Raw genomic sequence first — 20,889 nt, 5'->3', positions numbered from 1 at the left:
AATGAAATTATCACAAATTACAAAATTAGCCCTTCCGGGCTTTTTTTGTTTGCGCTAATCACAGATTTTGAAGGGAGATTACGCCGCTAGGAAGAATTTTAGTATTTTTAGTCAAAATGCTAGAAATAAGAATTATTTATGTCGAAACCAGCACTGAATTGTGACTTAGGTGAGGGAACTAATAACGAAGCTCAAATCATGCCTTTGATAAATTCCTGCAGTATCGCGTGTGGTGGACATGCAGGTGATCCTCAAAGTATGATGCGAGCGATAGTTCTCGCTAAGGAAAACAATGTTTTTATAGGAGCCCATCCATCGTATCCCGATCGTGATAATTTTGGTAGGGTTCCTATGGAAATGGAAGATAAACAGTTTATTTTAAGTATTCAGCAGCAACTTAACACCTTTGATCTTTTGCTTCAAAAGCACCATATGGAGTTACATCATATAAAGGCTCACGGAGCGCTTTATAATGAGGTGGTAAACGATTCTAACGCAGCGTTAAGGTATTTAAAAGCTATTGAACTATACAAAACCCGGTGTTGCCTTTATGTGCCTTTTGGATCTATAATTGCAACGCTAGCCAAAGAACATGGCTTTAGGATAAAATATGAGGCCTTTGGTGACCGTTCTTATAGAGATGACCTTAGTCTTATGTCCAGAGCAGAGCCTGGAGCAGTAATAGAAGATGAGCAGCAGGTTTATCAGCAGATTTACGCCATTGTAACAGGCGGATGCGTGCTAAGTTGGAAAGGGAACAAAGTGAATATTAAGGCCGATACATTTTGTATTCACTCAGACACGGCGAATGCCGTTAGTATTCTTAAATTTTTGCAGGAACAATTTCAAAAAAATGATTTTGGATAAATTCAAACTTTCATATAAACCCTATGGGCGGAAGGCGCTATTGATGGAATGGCCACGTATGATAAATGAGTCTGTTTTACAGGATATATTGAGATTTAAACAACTCATTACTGAAGCCTATCCCGACCTAGAACAAATCCCAGCGTACAATTCCCTTTGTTTGGTCGCTTTAACGCCATTAAATTTTGATTCGCTTATTTCGAGCCTCAAGACCATCTACGCTGAGAAATTTACCGTACAAATCCCAATTAAGAAGGTATGGCACATTCCAGTTTGCTATGATTTGGATTTTGGGATTGACATGGATGCCTTTTCATTAGAAAAGAAAATGTCTATTGCACATATTATTGAATTGCATACTGCTCCCGAGTATATGGTGTATTGCATAGGTTTTTTACCCGGCTTCATGTATCTAGGGGGATTAAACAGTGCCTTGGTCCAACCTAGGCGTTCGGAGCCGAGGCTCAGCATTCCAAAAGGTTCAGTAGGGATAGGTGGGCAACAAACTGGAATATATCCCCAGAAATCACCTGGAGGCTGGAATATTATCGGGAATTCTCCTGTTCCCTTATTTGACCCAAATAGGGAGGATCCCTGTGTGATCTCTGTAGGAGATGGGGTTAAGTTTTATCCCATTGACAAGGCAGAGCACCAACTTATGAGTATCCAAGTTGAGGCAAAAATTTATCAATTTAAATCCTATCAGACGGATGATTCAAGTACTTAAGCCAGGTTTTTTAACTAGTATCCAGGATAAGGGACGTTTTGGATACAGGCATAGCGGAGTTCCCATTAGTGGTGCAATGGATGAAGTGTCTTCCGACATGGCGAATGCTTTGTTGGGAAACAGTAAGGATGCTGCTGTAATGGAAATTACCCTAAGTGGCCCTGAATTGCTTTTCGAATCTGATACCGCCATTGCAATAAGTGGTGCCATGATGTCACCAACGATCAACGACAATGAGCTGTTTAATGATGAGGTGTATCGTATAAAAGCGGGTTCAATTTTAAAATTCGGCAAACTTGTCCGAGGTATACGGTGCTATTTGGCAGTATCGGGAGGGTTTAATACAAAAAAGGTTTTAGGGAGTCGTTCCTGGTATTTTTCGGTGACGGGAGTGGAGGTTTTATCTACGGGTAAGCGCTTACCAATTGCTGAAAATAGATCGCTAAACAAGAATCCTGATCTGACAGCAGCTATGGTACACAATTACAATTCAAGTGTTATAGAGGTTGAGCAGGGACCTGAATTTGACCTTTTATCGGAAGCCCAAAAAGCACAGCTGTTTAATGGTATTTTTAATATTGCCAAAGAGAACAACCGTATGGCATATCAATTAAAACAGCAGATTTATAAACATACTTATTCAATACTAACTTCATCTACCTTACCCGGAACGGTGCAACTGACACCATCTGGAAAATTAATAATTTTGATGAAGGATGCACAAACCACAGGTGGATACCCTAGAGTTTTACAGCTGACAGAGGCTTCCATTGCGCTATTGTCGCAAAAAAGCACCTCAGATGAAGTTGATTTTACCTTAAAATAACAATCCGAAAGAGACTTTGTTTAAATTTGCGAAAGGAATTCCTCCAAAATCGATACGGTCTTTTTAAAGACTTGGGGGTCTGTAGTTGTTTGTGCTTGATTTTAAGTGCTTTTTCTTAAATCATTTACCAAATGCTTAACTTCTGTATTAAAAAGATACTGCTTTACAAATAAAATGAATATTTTTGAACTGTTTTTAAAACGAAAGAATTAATCTTGAAGTATATGTCACATAATTTATTAAAAGGAAAAAGAGGAATCATTTTTGGAGCATTGGATCCAAATTCCATTGCATGGAAAACTGCGGTTAAGGCTCATGAAGAAGGTGCTGTATTTGTATTGTCAAACGCGCCAATTGCCATGAGAATGGGGCAGATTAATGAACTTGCCCAGCAAACTGGTTCAGAGATTATTCCAGCGGACGCTACTAGTGTAGAAGATCTTGAAAATTTAGTCGATCAGGCCGTTGAAATTCTTGGGGGTAAGCTAGACTTTGTATTGCACTCCATCGGAATGTCAGTAAACGTTAGAAAAGGAAGGCACTATACGGATCAAAATTATGATTTCACTGATAAAGGATGGGATGTTTCTGCCTTATCTTTCCATAAAGTGTGTCAAACCTTATACAAAAAAGATGCAATGAACCAGTGGGGAAGTATTGTAGCACTTACTTATATGGCTGCGCAACGTGTTTTCCCTGACTACAATGATATGGCGGATAACAAAGCTTACTTGGAATCTATTGCAAGAAGTTTTGGATATTATTTCGGAAAGGAAAAACAAGTAAGAGTTAATACTATTTCACAATCACCAACACCAACTACAGCTGGTAAAGGAGTTAAAGGGTTTGACGGATTTATTGCTTATGCAGAGATGATGTCTCCACTAGGGAATGCTACAGCTGACGATTGCGCAAACTATGCAGTTAGCTTATTCTCCGACTTTACTAAAAAAGTAACCATGCAGAACTTATTCCACGATGGTGGATTTACAAGCACGGGTGTAAGTAATGATGTTATGGAGCGATTCATGAAGGAAGATTAAATCATAGAAAACAATACGATTTCAGCTGTTTAAAGGTTATATCATTTGATTATTACTTTAAACAGCTTTTTTAATTATAATTATCTGCTATGGAACTTCAGTTTTCATTTATAATTCCAGTGTATAACAGGCCAGAGGAAATAAAGGAACTCCTCAGTAGCATGCTGCTTCTAAAAGGAGCACATGACTTTGAGGTAGTAGTGGTTGAGGATGGCTCATCAATACCCTGTAAAGGTGTTGTGGATGCGTATAATGATCGTTTGAATATTGCTTATTATTTTAAACCAAATTCTGGGCCCGGAGATTCTCGAAATTACGCAATGCAGAAGGCCAGAGGCAATTACTTTATTATATTGGATTCTGATTGCATTTTGCCTGATAATTATCTCATAAGTGTAAAGGAAAGCCTAGCACAACAGTATACAGATTGTTTTGGAGGTCCTGATGCGGCTCATGAGTCGTTTAGTTCCATTCAAAAAGCTATTAACTACAGTATGACTTCTTGGCTTACAACAGGAGGTATTCGAGGTAAAAAAGGAGGCGTTGATAAGTTTCAACCGAGAAGCTTTAACATGGGACTTTCTAAAAAAGCTTTTCTCGCCACTGGTGGTTTCGGTAAAATTCATCCTGGTGAGGATCCAGATTTAACCCTTCGTTTGTGGAGTGCCGGATTTGAAACGAAACTCATCGCGGAGGCATTCGTTTATCATAAAAGAAGGATTTCTTGGGAGAAATTTTATATGCAGGTCAATAAGTTTGGGATGACGCGCCCAATTCTAAACCTATGGCATCCTGAATCTCGAAAAATCACTTATTGGTTCCCAAGTCTATTTGTTTTTGGATTTTTTATCGCCATATTATTTTGGTGTGCCGGTTATAATTGGATTTTGGGATGTTATGGGTTATACGCACTGTTGGTCTTCATTGATGCCCTAAGGAATACAAGAAGTATTCATCTTGCTTTTCTTTCTGTGTACGCTAGTGCGATTCAGTTTTTAGGCTATGGTTTGGGCTTTGCCAAATCCACATTTTTAACTACCTTTTCAAAGAAAAAACCTGAAGTACTTTTTCCAAATCTCTTTTTTAAATAATGGTAAGAAAAGTCAGTAATCAAATCAAAAGCCTGCTCAGTAGGCCAAAGGCATCGATGTTCTTTATGTTTTTGGTTATTTCCTTTTTTATATGGTTTTTGATTACCTTATCAGATACCTATGTTTCGCGCCTGAATTTCAGCGTCTCGTATTCAGGTATACCTGAAGAAAAATTAGTACTAGGATCACCAACTTCCTCCTTTGAAGCTACAGTTCAAGCGACAGGTTTTAAAATATTAACTTACAGGCTATTTAGACAAAATGTAGAGTTGCCTTATGCGGATTTTAGAAAGCAAAATGATAGCATTTATATGTTGTCGGCAGATGTGGAATCAGCCATTAATAGACAACATAAATCACTTATGGTTAGACGATTGGATCTGGATTCTTTAAAGCTAACTCTGGGTGAAAATATAAAAAAATACGTTCCCGTAGTCCCTAGATTGTTTTTCTCCTTTGAGGAAGATTTTGATATCAGTGATTCGATTCAAGTCATTCCAGACAGCATATGGGTCCGCGGCCCTGAAGATATTGTTGCCAAGGTGGATCGAGTGCATACAATTGTGAAAAACTACAAAAATGTTCACAATTCAATCGATGGTGCCATTGCCCTTCAAATACCGGACTCTCTACACAATCTAGAGTATGAGACTGAACAAGTGACTATTAAAGCTCAGGTAGAGCGGTTTTCAGAAAAGATCATAGCACTTGAAGTGCAGGTGAAGAACCTGCCTGAGAACACCAGTATTAAACTTTATCCACCAAAAGTTGAGATCCTTTGTAAGGCACCTATTTCTCAACTTAAGAACATTAGAGCTTCTGATTTTGTGGTCGTCTGTGACTTTAAAGATGCCAATGACGAGGTTTCTTATCTGATTCCACAAATTATAGAAAAACCATCTTTTGTCAGTGGGGTTAAGCTTATAGATCAAAAGATTGAATTTTTAACCAAAATAAAGCAACAATGATTGTAGGGTTGACTGGGGGCATTGGTAGTGGTAAATCTACAATTGCTTCTTTTTTTAAGGAATTGGGTGTTCCGGTCTATATTGCCGATGACCGAGCGAAGATTCTCATGGAAAGTGATGAAACTATTCGCAATAGCATTATAGAAGAATTTGGTCACGGGGCCTATCAAGGAGCTAAGCCAAATCGTAAATTCTTAAGCAATATTGTATTCAACCAACCTGATAAACTCGCTATTTTAAACGGGATCATACATCCAGTGGTAAGAGCAGATTTTGACTCTTGGTATGCCACACAGAATGCGCCATATGTGATTAAAGAAGTAGCCGTACTCTTTGAATCTGGAGGGGATAAGTTGTGTGATGCTATCATTTCAGTAACTGCACCGGAGGAAATTCGGATTCAGCGGGTTGTAGAAAGAGACAATACCAGCATATCAGCCGTAGAGGATCGCATGAGAAATCAGTGGACTGATCAGCAACGTGTGGATAAATCAACATATGTTATCGAAAACATTGATCTAGACACTACAAGAGAAAATGTTTGTAAAATTCACGATCATATACTTAAAAAAACGATTTGAAACAAAAAATTTAACATTTTTGTTAAGGTTAGGTTAAAAGCTTAACCTACCTTATTACAAAGGCTTAATTTTGCTTAGATGAGTAGACGCTTATTAGTACTGCTGATTATCCTGATGAGTTTGTCCTTAATTGGAATAATTTTTGTTCAGGGATATTGGATAAAAACAGCAGTAGAAGATAAAGAAGAGCAATTTTCGAATACCATATTTTTGGTGTTGCATACTGTTATCAATAAAATCGAGAAGAGAGAAATGAAGGATTACTTCAACAAATCTTTACGATTAAAGGACAGTATTGGAGAATTAAAAGAATCGAATTTAAAAGAAATATTTTATGTTGAACGCGATGGAAATAACAATGAAACTTTCATCTATTCACATGGAATCCTAGAAGAAGATTACGGTATATCTTCAGCGTTCTTTGATAATAATGCAGCTGATTCTTCCACCATAAAGAATTATACGAGTAGAAGAACTACACAAATTTTTAAGGAAGAGTTTGGCATTGATGGAAGGATATACTCCCCTGTGGAACGCATTGAAAAAATCGGTGGATTTTCTGCTATAGAGAAAGCTGCTTTTGAAGATGTATTCAAGGAAGCAGCAAATAGAGTGCCTATTCACAAAAGAGTAAGTCCTCAAGAAATTGAGCTTTTAATGCAAAAAGAGCTCAGAGATAGAGGCATTGATTTGAATTTTGATTACGGTATTTATAGTAAGGGGTTGGCCACAAGGGTGCGCTCGAGCAATTCCATGGATCAGATAGAATCACGCTATAGAGCTCAGATTTTTTCAGATAGTGATGGGAAGAGTAATTACAATTTGGTAGTGAGTTTTCCGGACAAGAAGAAGTTTTTGATCTCTTCGGTTATCGAGATGGCAATCTTGTCTATGGTGTTCACTTTTGTGATTTTAATTGCTTACGCCAGTGCCCTGTATCAATTGATTAAGCAGAAGCAGATTTCGGAGATTAAAACCGATTTCATCAATAATATGACGCATGAATTTAAAACTCCAATTGCCACCATTAATTTGGCCTTGGATGCTTTAAAGAATCCTAAAGCTTCGCAGAACACTGAAATGGTTCAGCGGTATATGCAAATGATTCGAGATGAGAATAAGCGGATGCATGCTCAGGTTGAAAATGTGTTGCGAATATCCAAATTGGAAAAGAATCAAATGGATATCAAGAAAGACCGAGTGGATGTTCATGAGGTATTGGAAGAGGCCCTTGCTCATGTGGAGTTAATGGTTGAAAATAGAGGCGGGTATATCAAGACTCATTTGGATGCCAAAAGATCTGAAATATTGGGGAACGAGTTTCATTTGACCAATATTTTTGTAAACATTTTGGACAATGCGAATAAGTATTCTCCAGATGAGCCAAAGATTGAGGTGTTTACCGAAATAGTAAAAAACAGTATTGTTGTTAAAATAACGGACAAGGGAGCCGGAATGAGTAAAGCGGTATTGAAGCGAATATTTGAGAAATTTTATCGTGAAACCACCGGAAACATACATAATATAAAAGGACATGGCCTTGGTTTAGCATACGTTAAAAGTATTGTAGAAGACCACCAGGGTGAAGTATATGTCGAGAGTGAAAAAGACAAAGGAAGTACCTTTTTTGTAAAGTTACCTTTAATATAAAAGCATGGAAACAGTAAATAAAAAAATTCTATTGGTAGAAGATGATCCAAATTTTGGAATTGTTCTTAAAGATTATTTGTCAATGAATGACTTTGATGTGACATTAGCCAAAAATGGGATGGAAGGTTTTGAAAAGTTCAGAAAAGATAATTTTGATTTATGTATTCTGGATGTAATGATGCCTTATAAAGACGGGTTTACATTAGCTAAGGAAATAAGAGAAAAGGATGATAATGTTCCTATTATATTCCTTACTGCAAAAACAATGAAAGAAGATGTACTCAAAGGTTATAAAGTGGGTGCAGATGATTATTTAAATAAACCGTTTGATTCTGAGGTGCTATTGTTTAAAATCAAAGCCATAATTCAGCGTAAATCAACCGAGTCATTGGCGGATAGTAAACAATTTGAATTTGAAATTGGAGGCTTCCATTTGAATTCAAAACTTCGCTTCTTAACCTTTAAGGATGAAGATCCTATCAAACTATCACCTAAAGAAAATGAACTGCTCCGGTTATTGGCCCTGCATGAAAATGACTTAATGCCTAGAGAGCTTGCACTGACCAAGATTTGGAGAGATGATAACTATTTTACGTCCAGAAGTATGGATGTGTATATCGCCAAGCTTCGTAAGTACCTTAAAAAGGACGAAGATGTAGAAATTCTCAACATCCATGGTGAAGGCTTTAGACTGGTGGTTAAAAGCCAAGCAGATAAGTAGTAGATACTTTTACAGTGGGAAAGAAGTACGATTGTTAGATACAACTGCCCATTGAAATCCTAATATAAACCTCCTCAACTTTTTGCTTTGGAGGTTTTTTTAATATTCGTTTATGACTTCTGCCAAGGTTTCAATATCCCTTGGTGTATGGAATGCACTGATTACAATTCTACTCATTAGTTGGGATTCCTTGGTCGGGTAGGGGAAACTGGTAACAATGATTCTATTGTCGTATAAATGGGTGGTTAATTGCTCGTCCATAAAGGTGAAAGTCGGGTGATCACCTAGGTGTATAAATAATTCTGGCTTTTTTACCAGGGAGCAAAATTGTTTGAGATTGCTTCTGAGTTTCTCTCGTTGCCGCTCCAAAATGTATTGACTTTCCATTAGCGTAGCCAATGTTGCTGGAGACGCTGGTGAACTCCCTCCAAAAATCGGAGTTTGCCGCAATTCTTCTATTCGCTTTTTAGTACCAAATACCCCTCCAAGTTGAAGTCCAAATCCCTTTCCTAAAGATCCACAAACGATAAGTTCCCCAAGCGGAAGTTGAAGTAGCCGGTTGAATACACCCGCGCCTTTTGGACCTACAACTCCTAGCCCATGAGAATCATCTACTACAACGATGCAGTCTTGAAGGTTGAGTGATTGGAGTCCTTTAAAATCTGGATAGTTTAATCCCATAAAATCAATGGAATCTAGGAGTATAACAGCTTTTTGTTCTTGTCGCTTACGCTTAAGTGCATCTTTTAATTCTTCATAGTCCTTCACTTTCAATTGTCCTGCTGCAGCGAGGGAATCATGACTGTATGGAGTTCTATAGACAATATGTTCTGTAACTGAAAAATATTGACTTACCAGTTGAGAAGCCATATAGCCAGAGGATAAAGAGAGACAGGATTCACTGCCAATATAACGCGCAAGATACTGTTCGGCCTTATCATATATGGAAAAGCGAACGTTGGAGGCTCTAGAGGCTCCATAATGCGTACCGTAATGTATTATGTTTGTTGTGTAGTGCTCGATAAAATCTTTGCGAGTCTGTAAGCCTAAATATGCAGTCCCTCCGAAATATCGATATTCGCCCTTGTCGGTTTGTACAACGCGACTTGGGAATTTGTCCATATAATGTTCCATATCGCTTAACTTAACAAACGCACGCCTGATCCTCCAATGGTTGGAAATTTCAGTTTTCCACCTTCTTGTATTTCGATTCCTGTGGCAATATCTTTTTTCAAAAGCATCGCACCGTCCATGTCTACGAAATCTAATTGGGGTGTCAACTGAGCGATTGCAGAGATACCTACTGTGGATTCTGTCATACAACCTACCATGACTTTCATGTTTAGTACTTTGGCCTGTTTAATCATGCGAAGCGCAGGAGTGAGACCGCCACATTTGGTCAGTTTGATATTGATTCCATCAAAAAGGCCTGCACATTTAATCACGTCTTCTTCAACAATGCAACTTTCATCAGCTATAATAGGTAGGGCGCATTTTCCTTTTAGGGCCTTGTAACCTTCAGTATTATCCGCATCAAGAGGCTGTTCAAGGAACTCAACGTTCAGTGCTTTAAGTAATGGTGCTAATTCTAAGGTTTGCTCCACCGACCATGCATTATTTGCATCAATTCTAAAAATTGCGTCTGTATGTTTTCTAAGAGATTTTATGATCTCGAGATCATAATCTGTCCCTAGTTTGATTTTATATAGTGGCCAAGGTTTTTCAAGCATCTTATCTATCATCTTATCAACGGTATCTATACCGATGGTGTAGTTTGTAATAGGGTAGTGCTTATTGGAGGTCCCCCAGAGTTCGTATAGTGGTTTTTCTTTTAGTTTTCCATGGAGATCATGTGCTGCGAGGTCCAAGGCACATGTTGCAAAATAACTCAGTCCTTTATCCGTTAAAAAACTATGGAAACTTTCTGGATCTATTGTTGTTAAGGCTTGAATTTCAGATTCGATTTCCAAAATCTCGGCCATCATAGATTCAACCGTTACATTGTAGTAGGGGTTGGAGGTTGCCTCTCCATATCCAGTTTTACCGTTTAAACTCAGGCACACCACTAGGGAATCCTGGTCATCACGTGATTCTCTAGATATTTTAAAGGTGTGGCTAAGTTGTAAAACGTATTTTTTTAATTCGAGTTCCATGCGATTTTACTAGTTTGGGACGAATTTACATATTACCATGGTAATATGTTCCACATTGCATGAAAAAGTAATTAGCCGGCATGCGGTTGATTTATCGTCCTGCCCCAATTGTATTTTGTTCGATACTCACATGGCCTCCAGAGCTTTCATCTGTAGTGATTTTATCTGCTTTAAACACTTTGACATCGCCGCCAGAGGAAGCTTCCGCCAGTGTGATTTGCGACTGGAGCTTTCCGGAATCTACATGGGCGCCAGAGGATGATTTAGCAGTTAAATTAACGGTTTTTCCTTCTGCCTTCAGGTCCGCCCCGCTGCTGGCACTAAGTTGTAGGGATTGTACATTCACAGTAATTGACATCTCACTGCCGCTACTGGCATCAACTTCTAAAGCATCTGCAACTAAAGTATCTGCACTCCAAAGCTGAGCTCCACTGCTCGTTTTCAGGCGAGACAAGCTTTCTATACCTACACGTACTTTTTTAGATTTGTTATTCCCGATGTTTTGCTCAGCGGTGATGTGGAGCGTGTTGTTTTTGACCTCTGTGGTGATGATGTCTATCAAATTTTCATCGGCAACAACCAATACTTTGGGATTCTGATCCATGCTCAGTTCCACATCGATTCCGCGAGAAACTTCAATGGCATTGAAAGGTTGGTCGATGACTCTCTCATCATTGACAACATTGCCATTTCCATTGACCACTGCAAAATTAAAATCACAGGAACAAAGAAATAATGAAATGACAATGGTTACGATTACTTTGATTAAGGCGTTCATTGCTGGTTGTTTTTGATTGGTTTACGTTTGTGTTTATTTAATTGTGTCTTTTATAATCTCGATTGTGCTACTATCTACAACCGTAGTGTCAACTTGGCTGGACTTAATTGGTTCTGGAATTTCTTTGATAGGACAATCCAAGCAAATTAATGTTCCATTGGAGTCCATCCTCCAGAGCTGCTGAGATACTTTATTAAACCCATAGCCCATGTTATTATCCACATTGAAATAATTTCTAGTGGAGTGATCTAATTTTAGAGCGACTGACGAAGGAATATATATCGTCACATCAAGTTCTTGATCTCTAAATCCATTATCTAAGGAAGTTTTCAAATAGTCGTCTAGGGATAATACTCCTGATTCCAGACTATAGTTGTAGCTAATCGCTTCGGCTCTTTTATAAGCGTCACGTTGGCTAGCGCCATGAGACTCTTTCCTAATCTCAATCTTAAGCTTCTCATTTCCTGAGGGTTTAATACGCAAATCAACATCTTCACTATAAATGGACTTATTCTCGCTGTCCACCCCTATATCAGTGATCACTAAACCATCTGTATCAAATACAGTCTGCTCCATCATATCTGTTGAAGCGACTTTCAACTCAAGGGTGTCAATAGCATTCAATACTGGGTAATCTACTTGCGTCGCAGTGGCATGAAAGGCATAACTATGTGCGGTTTTGATTCCCAGTATGGTAATGCCAATTAAGGACATTATCCAGAGTCCTAAAAGCGTAAATTTAGCAAAATTACCAATTGATTTTGAATTGTTTAGTAGAATCTTTAAACCCAAGTAAAACAGAAAAAACAAAGGAATCCCAACGGCTAGAAAACTTAATAGTGATATGACCCAAATTGGGGCATCTATCGTTGCGTTGATATAATCATTCCAAGGTGCTCCCCAAATCTCCATAGTGCCGGCAGTAAATAAACCAAAGAATACTGCTATTAAGGCTACGGCAGCAGCTACTAATATGATAATTCCGATGAATTTTGCACAAATCCTCACCAAGGTCATGATGACTGCGATGAGAGAATCAAAGAAATTTTTTGAATTTTTTTTTACCGAAGCGCCCATCTTATCATAGTCGACACTTTTCACCTTTTCAGTGACGTCATCAAAACCCTCCCTGATTTTCTTTTCAATATTACTGATATTGACAGGGTCACCTGCCATAGCAATTTTTTGAGCAGTTGTTCGGGCTTCGGGCACTAAAACCCAAAGTGCAAGATAAATAAGGATGCCGGTTCCAAAGCTAATTATGGTAATTAGTATAAACAATAAACGAACCCATAATACTTCTAATCCTAAGTAGTGGCTAAGCCCCGCACACACTCCGGCAAAGTATTTTCGATCGATGTCGCGAAACAATTGTTTGTGTGATTTTGCTGTAGCATTTGATCTACCTTGTGGTTCATCCTCAAAGAGCTCCTCATCTACCAAGTAATCCTCTGGTTGTCCCATAATACTGATGATCTCATCCACCTCCTTGGTAGTAATCACCTGTCTATCGTGCTGTAATCTTTCCGAAAAAAGTTCAGCAATTCGAGCTTCGATATCAGCTATGATCTCATCCTTCCCTTGAGATTTTGTAAAGGAACGTTTTACCGCATCTAAGTAGCGCTGTAATTTTAAATAGGCTTCCTCGTCAATGTGGAAAAAGGTGTTTGCCAAATTTATATTTATCGTCTTGTTCATTGTTAGTGTTTTATTTTGTTACCAGGTTAACTGCATTTCTTAGTTCCTCCCAGGTACTGTTTAGTTCCTCTAGAAACAGCTTTCCTTTTTCTGTAAGCGAATAATATTTTCGAGGTGGGCCAGAGGTGGACTCTTCCCATCGATAATTTAATAAGCCTGCATTTTTCAATCTTGTGAGTAAAGGGTAAATCGTCCCTTCCACTACTAGCATTTTTGCGTCTTTTAAGGTTTCCAGAATCTCTGAAGTATACTTGTCCTGGTCCTGAATGATGGACAAAATACAGAATTCTAGAACCCCTTTTCGCATTTGTGCTTTTGTGTTTTCTATCTTCATGGTTACATAATGCTTTTGTTTAACTGATCGTTTTTTGATTGATGCTTTTTGATGAATGTTGCACTGTATTCAACTGATTAGGTTAAAAACGGAATACAGAGCGGGTATTTATATAATTTTCCTTCATTAGCTCTTAGAGTTGCTATTATGGTACATAAGATATCAATCAGTAGCAATACAATCCCGAGCATACCTAAAATCATCAGTATGATGACATTTGTTCCAAGGCCTGGTAGATGACTAAAGTTTAAATCCAGTTCGTGTCTGTTGTATTGCCAGAAGTTGGTGAATTCTACAAATTCCCAACCAGCCATCAATAAAATGGGAATTGAAATAAGCCCTAGGACTAAGCTATATAAAAGGAGGCTTATTTGAAAATTAAGTGCTTGCTTCCCATTGGAATCTACAAAGGGAAGTTTATCCTTATTTAACACCCAAAGTAATAATGGGAATATAAAATTTCCAAAGGGGAAAAAGTATTTTGTAAATGTAGACAGATGTATAAAACCTGCCATATTACGTTCATGTTTGTTGGTTGCGTCGTCCATTTGATTTGATTGATGTTGTTGTTGTTGTTGTTGGTGTATCCTATGCATACTAATATCCAATGCAAATATATGTCCTTTGGAAGGTAGTGTGCAAAACATAGTACTATAATTAACAAAAATTTAACACAGTTAGGTCACAATAGAATTGTGGAATAATCAATACCTTACGATTTATAATTTACAATTCACATGAAATTAACGGCATCAAAGCTCAATACCTTCGCTATGTTCAAGCTGCCTTCAGCTTGGCTTGCCGGCGTGAGGGTTAAGGAGATTAATGATTTTTATTGCACAACCACAGTTCGTCATCGTTGGATGAACCAGAATCCATTTAATTCGATGTTCTGGGCAGTTCAGGGTATGGCGGCGGAGTTGTCAACTGGAGCAATGGTCATTGGGAAAATTAAGGATAGCAATCAAAGAATTTCTATGTTAGTGGCTCAAAATAAGGCTGTCTTTACCAAAAAGGCGAGAGGTAGAATTACCTTCGAATGTCATCAGGGCGATCTGATAGACCATGCGATTTTAAAAACCATATCCACAGGAGAAGGACAAACCTTTTGGATGCAATCTACGGGTAAGGATAAACAAGGTGATGTGGTAAGTATCTTTGATTTTGAGTGGACTATAAAATTAAAGTGATTTTGAAATCATATTTTAAGGTATATAAGAATTCAAATCTTCACTGTGTAACAAACCAAAGGCATATAATACTAATACTTTTAGAAGACAACAAAAAACAATAAATTATGACAGCGCACGAAATTGATTACCAAATTTACGGAGAAGAAATGCAATATGTGGAAATAGAACTTGATCCACAGGAGGCTGTAGTCGCAGAGGCGGGGAGTTTTATGATGATGGAGGATGGTCTGAATATGGAAACCATATTCGGAGATGGTTCTAACCAAAGCAGTGGAGTTTTGGGAAAATTATTTTCTGCTGGTAAGCGTTTGCTAACCGGTGAAAGTCTCTTTATGACTGCATATCTTAATACAACTGTTCAAAAGCGTAAGGTGAGTTTCGCAGCACCTTATCCGGGTAAAATTGTTCCTATAGACCTCACTAAATATGATGGGAAGTTCATCTGTCAGAAAGATGCCTTTCTTTGTGCGGCCAAAGGTGTCTCTGTCGGTATTGAGTTTTCTAAGCGTTTGGGAAGAGGTTTTTTTGGCGGTGAAGGTTTTATTATGCAGAAACTTCAAGGTGACGGTATGGCTTTTGTTCACGCTGGTGGTACCCTAGCCAGAAAAGAATTAGCAGCTGGAGAAGTCTTAAAAATAGATACGGGCTGTATTGTAGGCTTTACAAAGGATGTGGATTACGATATTCAATTTGTGGGAGGAATTAAAAACACGGTCTTCGGGGGCGAAGGTTTGTTTTATGCTAGACTTAGAGGTCCGGGTGTTGTGTATATACAGTCGTTGCCTTTTAGTCGTTTAGCAAGTCGCGTATTCGCAGCTGCACCACAAGCAGGTGGAAAAAGTAAAGGGGAAGGAAGTGTCCTTGGGGGATTGGGTAATCTCTTGGACGGTGATAATCGCTTTTAGCTTAACGCTTGGCCGTTGATGTAGACGGTATCTATATTTATATTTCCAAAATCATAGGCTAAATAACCGTAGGAGGGCACTGATTTGGTGACGATGAAATTTGCCATCTTACCAGGGGTGATACTTCCGTGGGTAGCGGAAACACCCATGGCATGAGCTGCGTTTATTGTGGCCGCATTTATGGCCTCTTCTGGGCTTAATTTCATTTTGATACAGGCTGTGGATACTACCTGGTTCATGTTTCCGCTAGGAGATGATCCCGGGTTGTAATCGCTGGCCAGTACTAAAGGTAGTCCTGCATTGATAAGTTCCCTTGCAGGGGTGTATGGAATTCCAAGGAAAAACGAACACAGTGGTAATGCAACGGCAAGGGTATCTGAGTTTTGCAAAGCAATAATATCTTCCTTTTCGATGACCTCTAAATGATCAACTGTCAAGGCATTGTATTTTACCGCTGACGCAATACCTCCAATAGCGTTAAACTGATTGACATGTACCTTTGGAGTGAGTCCTTTAGCAGTAGCAGCCTCAAGGATCCTTTCCATGTCATTTACTGAAAAGTAGCCCTTTTCGCAGAACACATCAATATATTCTGCAAGTTGTTGCGAAACTACCTCGGGTAATATATGTTGAATGATGTAGTCAATGTATGCAGTTTGATTGTCTTTGTATTGTAGCGGCACCGCATGTGCTCCCAAAAAAGTACTTTTGATTGTTACATTACTGTGTTTCTTTAGCCGCTGAATCACGCGAAGCATTTTGAGTTCACCTTCTAATGATAGCCCGTAGCCGCTTTTGATTTCAATAGCAGCAGTACCTTGATGTGAGACCGCTTCTAAACGTTTTAATGATTGTTCAAATAGAGCATCCTCGGAGGTGTTTTCCAGCGTTTTAGCTGAATTTAGAATTCCACCACCCTTTTGAGCGATTTCTTCGTAGCTCAAGCCGTTGATTCTATCTATGAATTCCTGTTCGCGATTACCTGCATAGACCAAATGCGTATGGCTATCACACCAAGTAGGAAGTACCATCTTACCACTGAGTTCTACTTTTTTATCTACCTCCAGTTCTGGTAATGAATCCATGCTACCAAATTGGGAAATCTTTTGATCTTCGATCAATAGGTAGGCATTTTTAATACTAGGTAAGGTCTTCATCGCCTGGCCTTTGAGAATCGGAGTCGGATTGTCTCTGGTTTGTAAAAGCTCTTTTATGTGGGTAAACAGTATTTTCATGGTCCTCTAATTTAATAATCTTCCATTGGATTAATGGCGTTTTATGGCAGGTTAAGTTGGAATGAACTATAGGCCACTTTAAGTAATTGCTACACTTATGTAAATAAACAATCGCAAAATAAGACATTATTATAAAAAAAAAGATATTCATCTTTAAATTGCATAATATTATAAGATTCATGGAGTATAAAACGCGATTTTAAGGATGTAGTCATATGAAAAAATAATGGCGATAACAAGGTAGGAATCCACTCAAAAATAATCCGTGATAAAGACCCCAAACCGTTAGGAAAGCAGGGTAATATCTAGTATTTTTGATAGCAATTTAGGGTATGTAGGTACTGACCCTAGAAATTTGACTTAAATTAAAATGAATAAAGGAATTTATATTGCTACACTAGAATCAGATAGTGGAAAATCATTAATTACTTTAGGTTTAATGCGGACCTTTTTAGGGAAAACAGCTAAGGTGGGTTATTTTCGACCCATTATTAATGATACTAAAAGGGAGAAAGATAACCATATTGAAACCGTACTTTCCTACTTTGGTGTCGAAATGACTTATGAGGATGCTTATGCTTTCACCTCTAATCAGGTAATTGAAATGCAAAATAATAATGAGGTCGGACAGGTCTTCGATTTAATTATTCGCAAATACAAAGCCTTAGAGAAGCGTTTTGACTTTGTACTAGTGGAAGGATCTGATTTTGCTGGTGAGAGTAGGGTATTTGAGTTTGACCTCAATGTGACTATTGCAAAGAATCTCGGGCTTCCTACGATTCTAGTCTCCAGCGGCGTGGGGAAAACCAAGGAGGATTTAGCCTTGAGTCTGCGCATGGCCTATAATTCCTATCTCCACAGGGATGTCAAAGTGATGGCGATCATTGCCAATAAGATCAACGCGCAAAACTTATCAATTGCGGAGAATGTCTTAAGAGATTTTCTTCCGGATGAGGTCGATGTGTTTGCGATTCCCAGGATTGAATCCTTGGCCAATCCAACCATTAAAGAAATTGTTGCCTATCTGGATGGTAAAGTATTGTTAGGTGAGGATTTCTTGGACAATCAAACTGCAAGTTTTGGAGTCGGCGCAATGCAACTTAGAAATTACATCACCAAGCTTAAAGAAAACAGTTTGGTAATCACCCCGGGAGACCGAGGAGATATTATATTAGGGGCTCTAGTAGCCAATAGCTCCACCAACTATCCGAAAATTTCCGGAATTATCCTCACAGGGGGGTTAATACCCGAGGCTTCTATTTTAAAGCTCATTGAAGGACTTAGTCAAGTTGTTCCAATAATCTCTGTGCAGGAAGGAACATTCAGTGTAGCCAATAAAGTAGGAAGCATTAAAGCCAACATACATGCTGAGAGTATTAATAAGATTGAGACTTCGATAAGTACGTTTCAGAATCATGTGAAGTTTGATTCCTTGGCAGAACGTCTAATTAGTTTCAAACCCAAAGGGATTACTCCTAGAATGTTCCAATACGATTTGATCAGTCGTGCAAAATTGCATAAAAAACGGATCGTGTTGCCTGAGGGCACAGATGAAAGAGTGCTTCAGGCTACGGCTCATCTTAGAGCTATCGACATTGTGGACATCACCCTACTAGGCAATCGCACTCAAATTATTGAAAAGATCAATAGCTTAGGCCTACATATCGACCTGGAACGCATAGAGATTATCGATCCAACCATTTCAGATAAATTTATGGATTATGTTCAAACATTTTATGAACTCCGCAAACATAAAAACATAAACACGGACATCGCCAAGGATTGGATGAGTGATGTTTCTTATTATGGTACAATGATGATTTATAAAGGCGATGCAGATGGAATGGTTTCCGGAGCGGCACATACCACTCAACATACCATACGTCCAGCCTTACAATTTATAAAAACCAAGCCTGGAGTTTCTGTTGTTTCTTCAGTATTCTTTATGTGTTTGGAAGATCGGGTCGCTGTTTTTGGAGATTGTGCAATTAATCCAAACCCAAATGCAGAGGAACTAGCAGAGATTGCGATATCATCTGCAGATAGTAGTCAGGCCTTTGGTATAGAACCTAAGATTGCAATGCTGTCTTATTCTTCTGGTAGTTCAGGCAAAGGAGAGGATGTTGATGTAGTACGCCAGGCGACAGCCATAGTAAAAGAGAAACGGCCTGACTTAAAAATTGAGGGGCCAATTCAGTACGATGCAGCGGTGGATTTAAGAGTAGGGCAGAGTAAACTCCCAAACTCAGAAGTTGCCGGTCAAGCTAGCGTGCTGATATTCCCAGATTTAAATACAGGAAACAACACCTATAAAGCCGTGCAGAGAGAAACAGGAGCCTTGGCCATAGGGCCAATGTTGCAAGGGCTTAACAAGCCTGTAAATGATCTTAGTAGAGGTTGTACTGTTGATGATATTTTTAACACCGTGATCATCACCGCGATTCAGGCACAAGGATTATAAAACGGATTGAAGAGTTAATAAAGTAGAAGTAATAAGTTTTTAAGATAGTTATGAAAAAAATATTAGTCATCAATGCAGGAAGTTCTTCTATAAAATTTCAACTAATGCGTATGCCGGGAGAAATTGTAATAGCTTCTGGGCTAGTTGAGAGTATTGGTCTTTCTAACGCTGCCATACACTACAAGTCGAAGAAAATGAATATTTCTGAAACTGTTGAAATTGAAAACCATCAAGTTGGATTGGAGCGTATTGCTGCACTGCTCATGGATTCTGAAAGGGGAGCTATTAAAAGTGTGGATGAGATCGATGTTGTTGGTCACAGAGTGGTTCATGGTGGTAAAGATTTTTCGAATACTGTATTTATTGACGATAAGGTCAAGGCTACCATAAAGCGATTGTTCAGCCTTGCCCCACTTCACAATCCACATAATTTTACTGGAATAGAGGTGGCAGAAAAGGTTTTTCCGAACGCTAAGAAAGTTGCCGTTTTTGATACAGCTTTTCATCAAACTATTCCAGAGCGCGCCTATAAATATGCTATTCCTGATTCGTTTCTAGAGGAGAATTATATTCGACTATACGGTTTTCATGGAACTAGTCATAAATATGTGACTACAAAGGCAAAAGATTTTATCAGTAAGAAAAAGTCCAAACTCATTTCAGTTCACCTCGGAAACGGTTGTAGTATTACTGCAGTTCAAAACGGTAAAAGTGTTGACCACTCCATGGGATTCGGACCTGTCAATGGACTTATAATGGGTACCCGAAGTGGTGATATTGACCAATCGGTGATCTTCTATATGGTGAATACTTTAGGATATTCGTTGGATGAGGTATCTGAAATTCTTCATAAAAAGAGTGGAATGATTGGTATGACTGGATTTAGTGATTTAAGGATCATTGAAGAAAAAGCCCAACAAGGAGATCGAAAATGTCAGTTGGCCTTAGAAATGAATGCGTACCGTATTAAAAAATATATTGGTTCTTATGCCGCTGCTATGAACGGTGTTGACGTTATTGTGTTTACCGCTGGAATAGGTGAAAATAGCAGTGTACTAAGACGTATGATCTGTGATGAGATGAGTTATTTAGGAATTGAACTCGAAGATTACAAAAACAACGTAAGATCTACAGAAAATAGAATAATTAGCAAAGAGACTTCCAAAGTATTGGTTCTTGTTATTCCGACAAATGAGGAATTGGAAATAGCAAAAGATTGCTATGAGATGATTAACTAGTTCCCATCAAGAAATTTAGATTCAAGGGCAGGTGTTGGAATCATACAACTGTCCTTTTTACCAAACCATTTGTATCGGTTTTTTGCGATTAACTCGTATATAGAATCCCTAATACCCTCGGGTAAGATATAAGAGAATACCTGTATCGTCGGCCACAATCCTCCAAGCTCTTTTGCAATTTCAATGGCAGCACTAGACTTAACATAGTAAGCAACTTGTGGTTCTATGACAATAATAGAGTTATTGGACTCCGGGTCGATGTTACGCTCCTCCATGAGTTGTTTCCCGATTTCGCTTTGTAAAGAAGCAAAACGAAATAAATCTTTGCGGTCGCGTTTGATGATAAATTGCACAGTACCTGTACATAAGTTGCAAATGCCGTCAAAGAGCACTATTTTTTTGTCATTTAAATCTTCCATA

At 38.5% G+C, this 20,889-nt stretch carries 21 protein-coding genes; 13 read left to right on the top strand and 8 right to left on the bottom strand.

The annotated features are described in order from the left end of the window. Positions 1-138 precede the first annotated feature (138 nt). From pxpA to ACN0TV_RS04045, 9 genes are all read left to right on the top strand, one after another. Positions 139-867 (top strand): 5-oxoprolinase subunit PxpA, encoded by a 729-nt coding sequence (pxpA, locus tag ACN0TV_RS04085; protein WP_417360390.1) that lies wholly within the window; start codon positions 139-141, stop codon positions 865-867. Further along, a complete protein-coding gene (pxpB, locus tag ACN0TV_RS04080; RefSeq protein ID WP_417360388.1) occupies positions 860-1,594 on the top strand; it encodes a 5-oxoprolinase subunit PxpB in 735 nt (244 codons plus the stop codon). The genes pxpA and pxpB overlap by 8 nt, the downstream gene beginning before the upstream one ends. Next, entirely contained in the window at positions 1,578-2,420 is an 843-nt protein-coding gene (locus ACN0TV_RS04075; protein WP_417360386.1) for a biotin-dependent carboxyltransferase family protein, read from the top strand. The genes pxpB and ACN0TV_RS04075 overlap by 17 nt, the downstream gene beginning before the upstream one ends. Before the next feature lie 224 nt (positions 2,421-2,644). Further along, positions 2,645-3,463 (top strand): enoyl-ACP reductase FabI, encoded by an 819-nt coding sequence (locus ACN0TV_RS04070; RefSeq protein WP_417360384.1) that lies wholly within the window; start codon positions 2,645-2,647, stop codon positions 3,461-3,463. An 89-nt stretch (positions 3,464-3,552) separates the two neighbouring features. Beyond that, a complete protein-coding gene (locus tag ACN0TV_RS04065; protein WP_417360382.1) occupies positions 3,553-4,554 on the top strand; it encodes a glycosyltransferase in 1,002 nt (333 codons plus the stop codon). Beyond that, on the top strand, positions 4,554-5,522 hold the full coding sequence (locus ACN0TV_RS04060; RefSeq protein ID WP_417360380.1) for a CdaR family protein: 969 nt from the start codon (positions 4,554-4,556) through the stop codon (positions 5,520-5,522). The genes ACN0TV_RS04065 and ACN0TV_RS04060 overlap by 1 nt, the downstream gene beginning before the upstream one ends. After that, positions 5,519-6,103 (top strand): dephospho-CoA kinase, encoded by a 585-nt coding sequence (coaE, locus tag ACN0TV_RS04055; protein WP_417360378.1) that lies wholly within the window; start codon positions 5,519-5,521, stop codon positions 6,101-6,103. The genes ACN0TV_RS04060 and coaE overlap by 4 nt, the downstream gene beginning before the upstream one ends. Before the next feature lie 78 nt (positions 6,104-6,181). After that, a complete protein-coding gene (locus ACN0TV_RS04050; RefSeq protein ID WP_417360376.1) occupies positions 6,182-7,753 on the top strand; it encodes a sensor histidine kinase in 1,572 nt (523 codons plus the stop codon). A gap of 4 nt (positions 7,754-7,757) precedes the next feature. Beyond that, positions 7,758-8,474 (top strand): response regulator transcription factor, encoded by a 717-nt coding sequence (locus tag ACN0TV_RS04045; RefSeq protein ID WP_417360375.1) that lies wholly within the window; start codon positions 7,758-7,760, stop codon positions 8,472-8,474. Between the two features lie 99 nt (positions 8,475-8,573). Here the strand turns inward: ACN0TV_RS04045 and ACN0TV_RS04040 are convergent, their stop codons facing one another. The 6 genes from ACN0TV_RS04040 to ACN0TV_RS04015 all read right to left on the bottom strand — a co-directional run bounded on the left by ACN0TV_RS04040 (position 8,574) and on the right by ACN0TV_RS04015 (position 14,084). Further along, on the bottom strand, positions 8,574-9,608 hold the full coding sequence (locus ACN0TV_RS04040; RefSeq protein WP_417360373.1) for an aminotransferase class I/II-fold pyridoxal phosphate-dependent enzyme: 1,035 nt from the start codon (positions 9,606-9,608) through the stop codon (positions 8,574-8,576). Positions 9,609-9,613: 5 nt separating this feature from the next. Next, on the bottom strand, positions 9,614-10,627 hold the full coding sequence (locus ACN0TV_RS04035) for a dipeptide epimerase (protein ID WP_417360371.1): 1,014 nt from the start codon (positions 10,625-10,627) through the stop codon (positions 9,614-9,616). A 91-nt stretch (positions 10,628-10,718) separates the two neighbouring features. Beyond that, a complete protein-coding gene (locus ACN0TV_RS04030) occupies positions 10,719-11,405 on the bottom strand; it encodes a head GIN domain-containing protein (protein WP_417360369.1) in 687 nt (228 codons plus the stop codon). A 33-nt stretch (positions 11,406-11,438) separates the two neighbouring features. Further along, the gene (locus ACN0TV_RS04025) at positions 11,439-13,103 is read right to left on the bottom strand and encodes a PspC domain-containing protein (protein ID WP_417360367.1); all 1,665 of its coding nucleotides are present in this window, start codon (positions 13,101-13,103) and stop codon (positions 11,439-11,441) included. A 10-nt stretch (positions 13,104-13,113) separates the two neighbouring features. After that, positions 13,114-13,437, bottom strand: coding sequence for a PadR family transcriptional regulator (locus ACN0TV_RS04020; protein ID WP_417360365.1), 324 nt, complete (start codon positions 13,435-13,437; stop codon positions 13,114-13,116). 77 nt (positions 13,438-13,514) lie between these two features. Then, positions 13,515-14,084 (bottom strand): DUF4870 domain-containing protein, encoded by a 570-nt coding sequence (locus ACN0TV_RS04015; protein ID WP_417360363.1) that lies wholly within the window; start codon positions 14,082-14,084, stop codon positions 13,515-13,517. 90 nt (positions 14,085-14,174) lie between these two features. Between ACN0TV_RS04015 and ACN0TV_RS04010 the strand changes: the two genes are divergently transcribed. Continuing rightward, positions 14,175-14,627 (top strand): DUF4442 domain-containing protein, encoded by a 453-nt coding sequence (locus ACN0TV_RS04010; RefSeq protein ID WP_417360361.1) that lies wholly within the window; start codon positions 14,175-14,177, stop codon positions 14,625-14,627. Between the two features lie 107 nt (positions 14,628-14,734). Next, a complete protein-coding gene (locus ACN0TV_RS04005; RefSeq protein ID WP_417360360.1) occupies positions 14,735-15,535 on the top strand; it encodes a TIGR00266 family protein in 801 nt (266 codons plus the stop codon). Here the strand turns inward: ACN0TV_RS04005 and hutI are convergent. After that, positions 15,532-16,770 (bottom strand): imidazolonepropionase, encoded by a 1,239-nt coding sequence (gene hutI / locus ACN0TV_RS04000; RefSeq protein ID WP_417360358.1) that lies wholly within the window; start codon positions 16,768-16,770, stop codon positions 15,532-15,534. The genes ACN0TV_RS04005 and hutI overlap by 4 nt on opposite strands. A 370-nt stretch (positions 16,771-17,140) precedes the next feature. Here hutI and pta point away from each other — a divergent pair, with 370 nt between their 5' ends. Together pta and ACN0TV_RS03990 are read left to right on the top strand one after the other, a co-directional pair. Then, on the top strand, positions 17,141-19,231 hold the full coding sequence (gene pta, locus ACN0TV_RS03995; protein WP_417360356.1) for a phosphate acetyltransferase: 2,091 nt from the start codon (positions 17,141-17,143) through the stop codon (positions 19,229-19,231). A gap of 50 nt (positions 19,232-19,281) precedes the next feature. Then, a complete protein-coding gene (locus ACN0TV_RS03990) occupies positions 19,282-20,469 on the top strand; it encodes an acetate/propionate family kinase (RefSeq protein ID WP_417360354.1) in 1,188 nt (395 codons plus the stop codon). Here the strand turns inward: ACN0TV_RS03990 and ACN0TV_RS03985 are convergent. Then, positions 20,466-20,888 carry a thiol-disulfide oxidoreductase DCC family protein gene (locus tag ACN0TV_RS03985; RefSeq protein WP_417360352.1) on the bottom strand — a complete coding sequence of 141 codons (423 nt, stop codon included), beginning with the start codon at positions 20,886-20,888 and terminating at the stop codon, positions 20,466-20,468. The genes ACN0TV_RS03990 and ACN0TV_RS03985 overlap by 4 nt on opposite strands. Position 20,889: the final 1 nt, after the last annotated feature.

It is taken from the genome of Galbibacter sp. (assembly GCF_048266365.1).
In the GTDB taxonomy this organism is placed as follows: domain Bacteria; phylum Bacteroidota; class Bacteroidia; order Flavobacteriales; family Flavobacteriaceae; genus Galbibacter.
Note: the sequence above shows the minus strand (reverse complement) of the source record. Positions and strands in the feature narration are given on the sequence as shown.

Excerpts from the sequence above, each read along its gene's own strand:
- pxpA (WP_417360390.1), top strand. The coding sequence starts at position 139 with ATGTCGAAACCAGCACTGAATTGTGACTTAGGTGAGGGAACTAATAAC.
- ACN0TV_RS04075 (WP_417360386.1), top strand. The coding sequence starts at position 1,578 with ATGATTCAAGTACTTAAGCCAGGTTTTTTAACTAGTATCCAGGATAAG.
- ACN0TV_RS04070 (WP_417360384.1), top strand. The coding sequence starts at position 2,645 with ATGTCACATAATTTATTAAAAGGAAAAAGAGGAATCATTTTTGGAGCA.
- ACN0TV_RS04065 (WP_417360382.1), top strand. The coding sequence starts at position 3,553 with ATGGAACTTCAGTTTTCATTTATAATTCCAGTGTATAACAGGCCAGAG.
- ACN0TV_RS04060 (WP_417360380.1), top strand. The coding sequence starts at position 4,554 with ATGGTAAGAAAAGTCAGTAATCAAATCAAAAGCCTGCTCAGTAGGCCA.
- coaE (WP_417360378.1), top strand. The coding sequence starts at position 5,519 with ATGATTGTAGGGTTGACTGGGGGCATTGGTAGTGGTAAATCTACAATT.
- ACN0TV_RS04050 (WP_417360376.1), top strand. The coding sequence starts at position 6,182 with ATGAGTAGACGCTTATTAGTACTGCTGATTATCCTGATGAGTTTGTCC.
- ACN0TV_RS04045 (WP_417360375.1), top strand. The coding sequence starts at position 7,758 with ATGGAAACAGTAAATAAAAAAATTCTATTGGTAGAAGATGATCCAAAT.
- ACN0TV_RS04040 (WP_417360373.1), bottom strand. The coding sequence starts at position 9,608 with ATGGAACATTATATGGACAAATTCCCAAGTCGCGTTGTACAAACCGAC.
- ACN0TV_RS04035 (WP_417360371.1), bottom strand. The coding sequence starts at position 10,627 with ATGGAACTCGAATTAAAAAAATACGTTTTACAACTTAGCCACACCTTT.
- ACN0TV_RS04030 (WP_417360369.1), bottom strand. The coding sequence starts at position 11,405 with ATGAACGCCTTAATCAAAGTAATCGTAACCATTGTCATTTCATTATTT.
- ACN0TV_RS04025 (WP_417360367.1), bottom strand. The coding sequence starts at position 13,103 with ATGAACAAGACGATAAATATAAATTTGGCAAACACCTTTTTCCACATT.
- ACN0TV_RS04020 (WP_417360365.1), bottom strand. The coding sequence starts at position 13,437 with ATGAAGATAGAAAACACAAAAGCACAAATGCGAAAAGGGGTTCTAGAA.
- ACN0TV_RS04015 (WP_417360363.1), bottom strand. The coding sequence starts at position 14,084 with ATGTTTTGCACACTACCTTCCAAAGGACATATATTTGCATTGGATATT.
- ACN0TV_RS04010 (WP_417360361.1), top strand. The coding sequence starts at position 14,175 with ATGAAATTAACGGCATCAAAGCTCAATACCTTCGCTATGTTCAAGCTG.
- ACN0TV_RS04005 (WP_417360360.1), top strand. The coding sequence starts at position 14,735 with ATGACAGCGCACGAAATTGATTACCAAATTTACGGAGAAGAAATGCAA.
- hutI (WP_417360358.1), bottom strand. The coding sequence starts at position 16,770 with ATGAAAATACTGTTTACCCACATAAAAGAGCTTTTACAAACCAGAGAC.
- pta (WP_417360356.1), top strand. The coding sequence starts at position 17,141 with ATGAATAAAGGAATTTATATTGCTACACTAGAATCAGATAGTGGAAAA.
- ACN0TV_RS03990 (WP_417360354.1), top strand. The coding sequence starts at position 19,282 with ATGAAAAAAATATTAGTCATCAATGCAGGAAGTTCTTCTATAAAATTT.
- ACN0TV_RS03985 (WP_417360352.1), bottom strand. The coding sequence starts at position 20,888 with ATGGAAGATTTAAATGACAAAAAAATAGTGCTCTTTGACGGCATTTGC.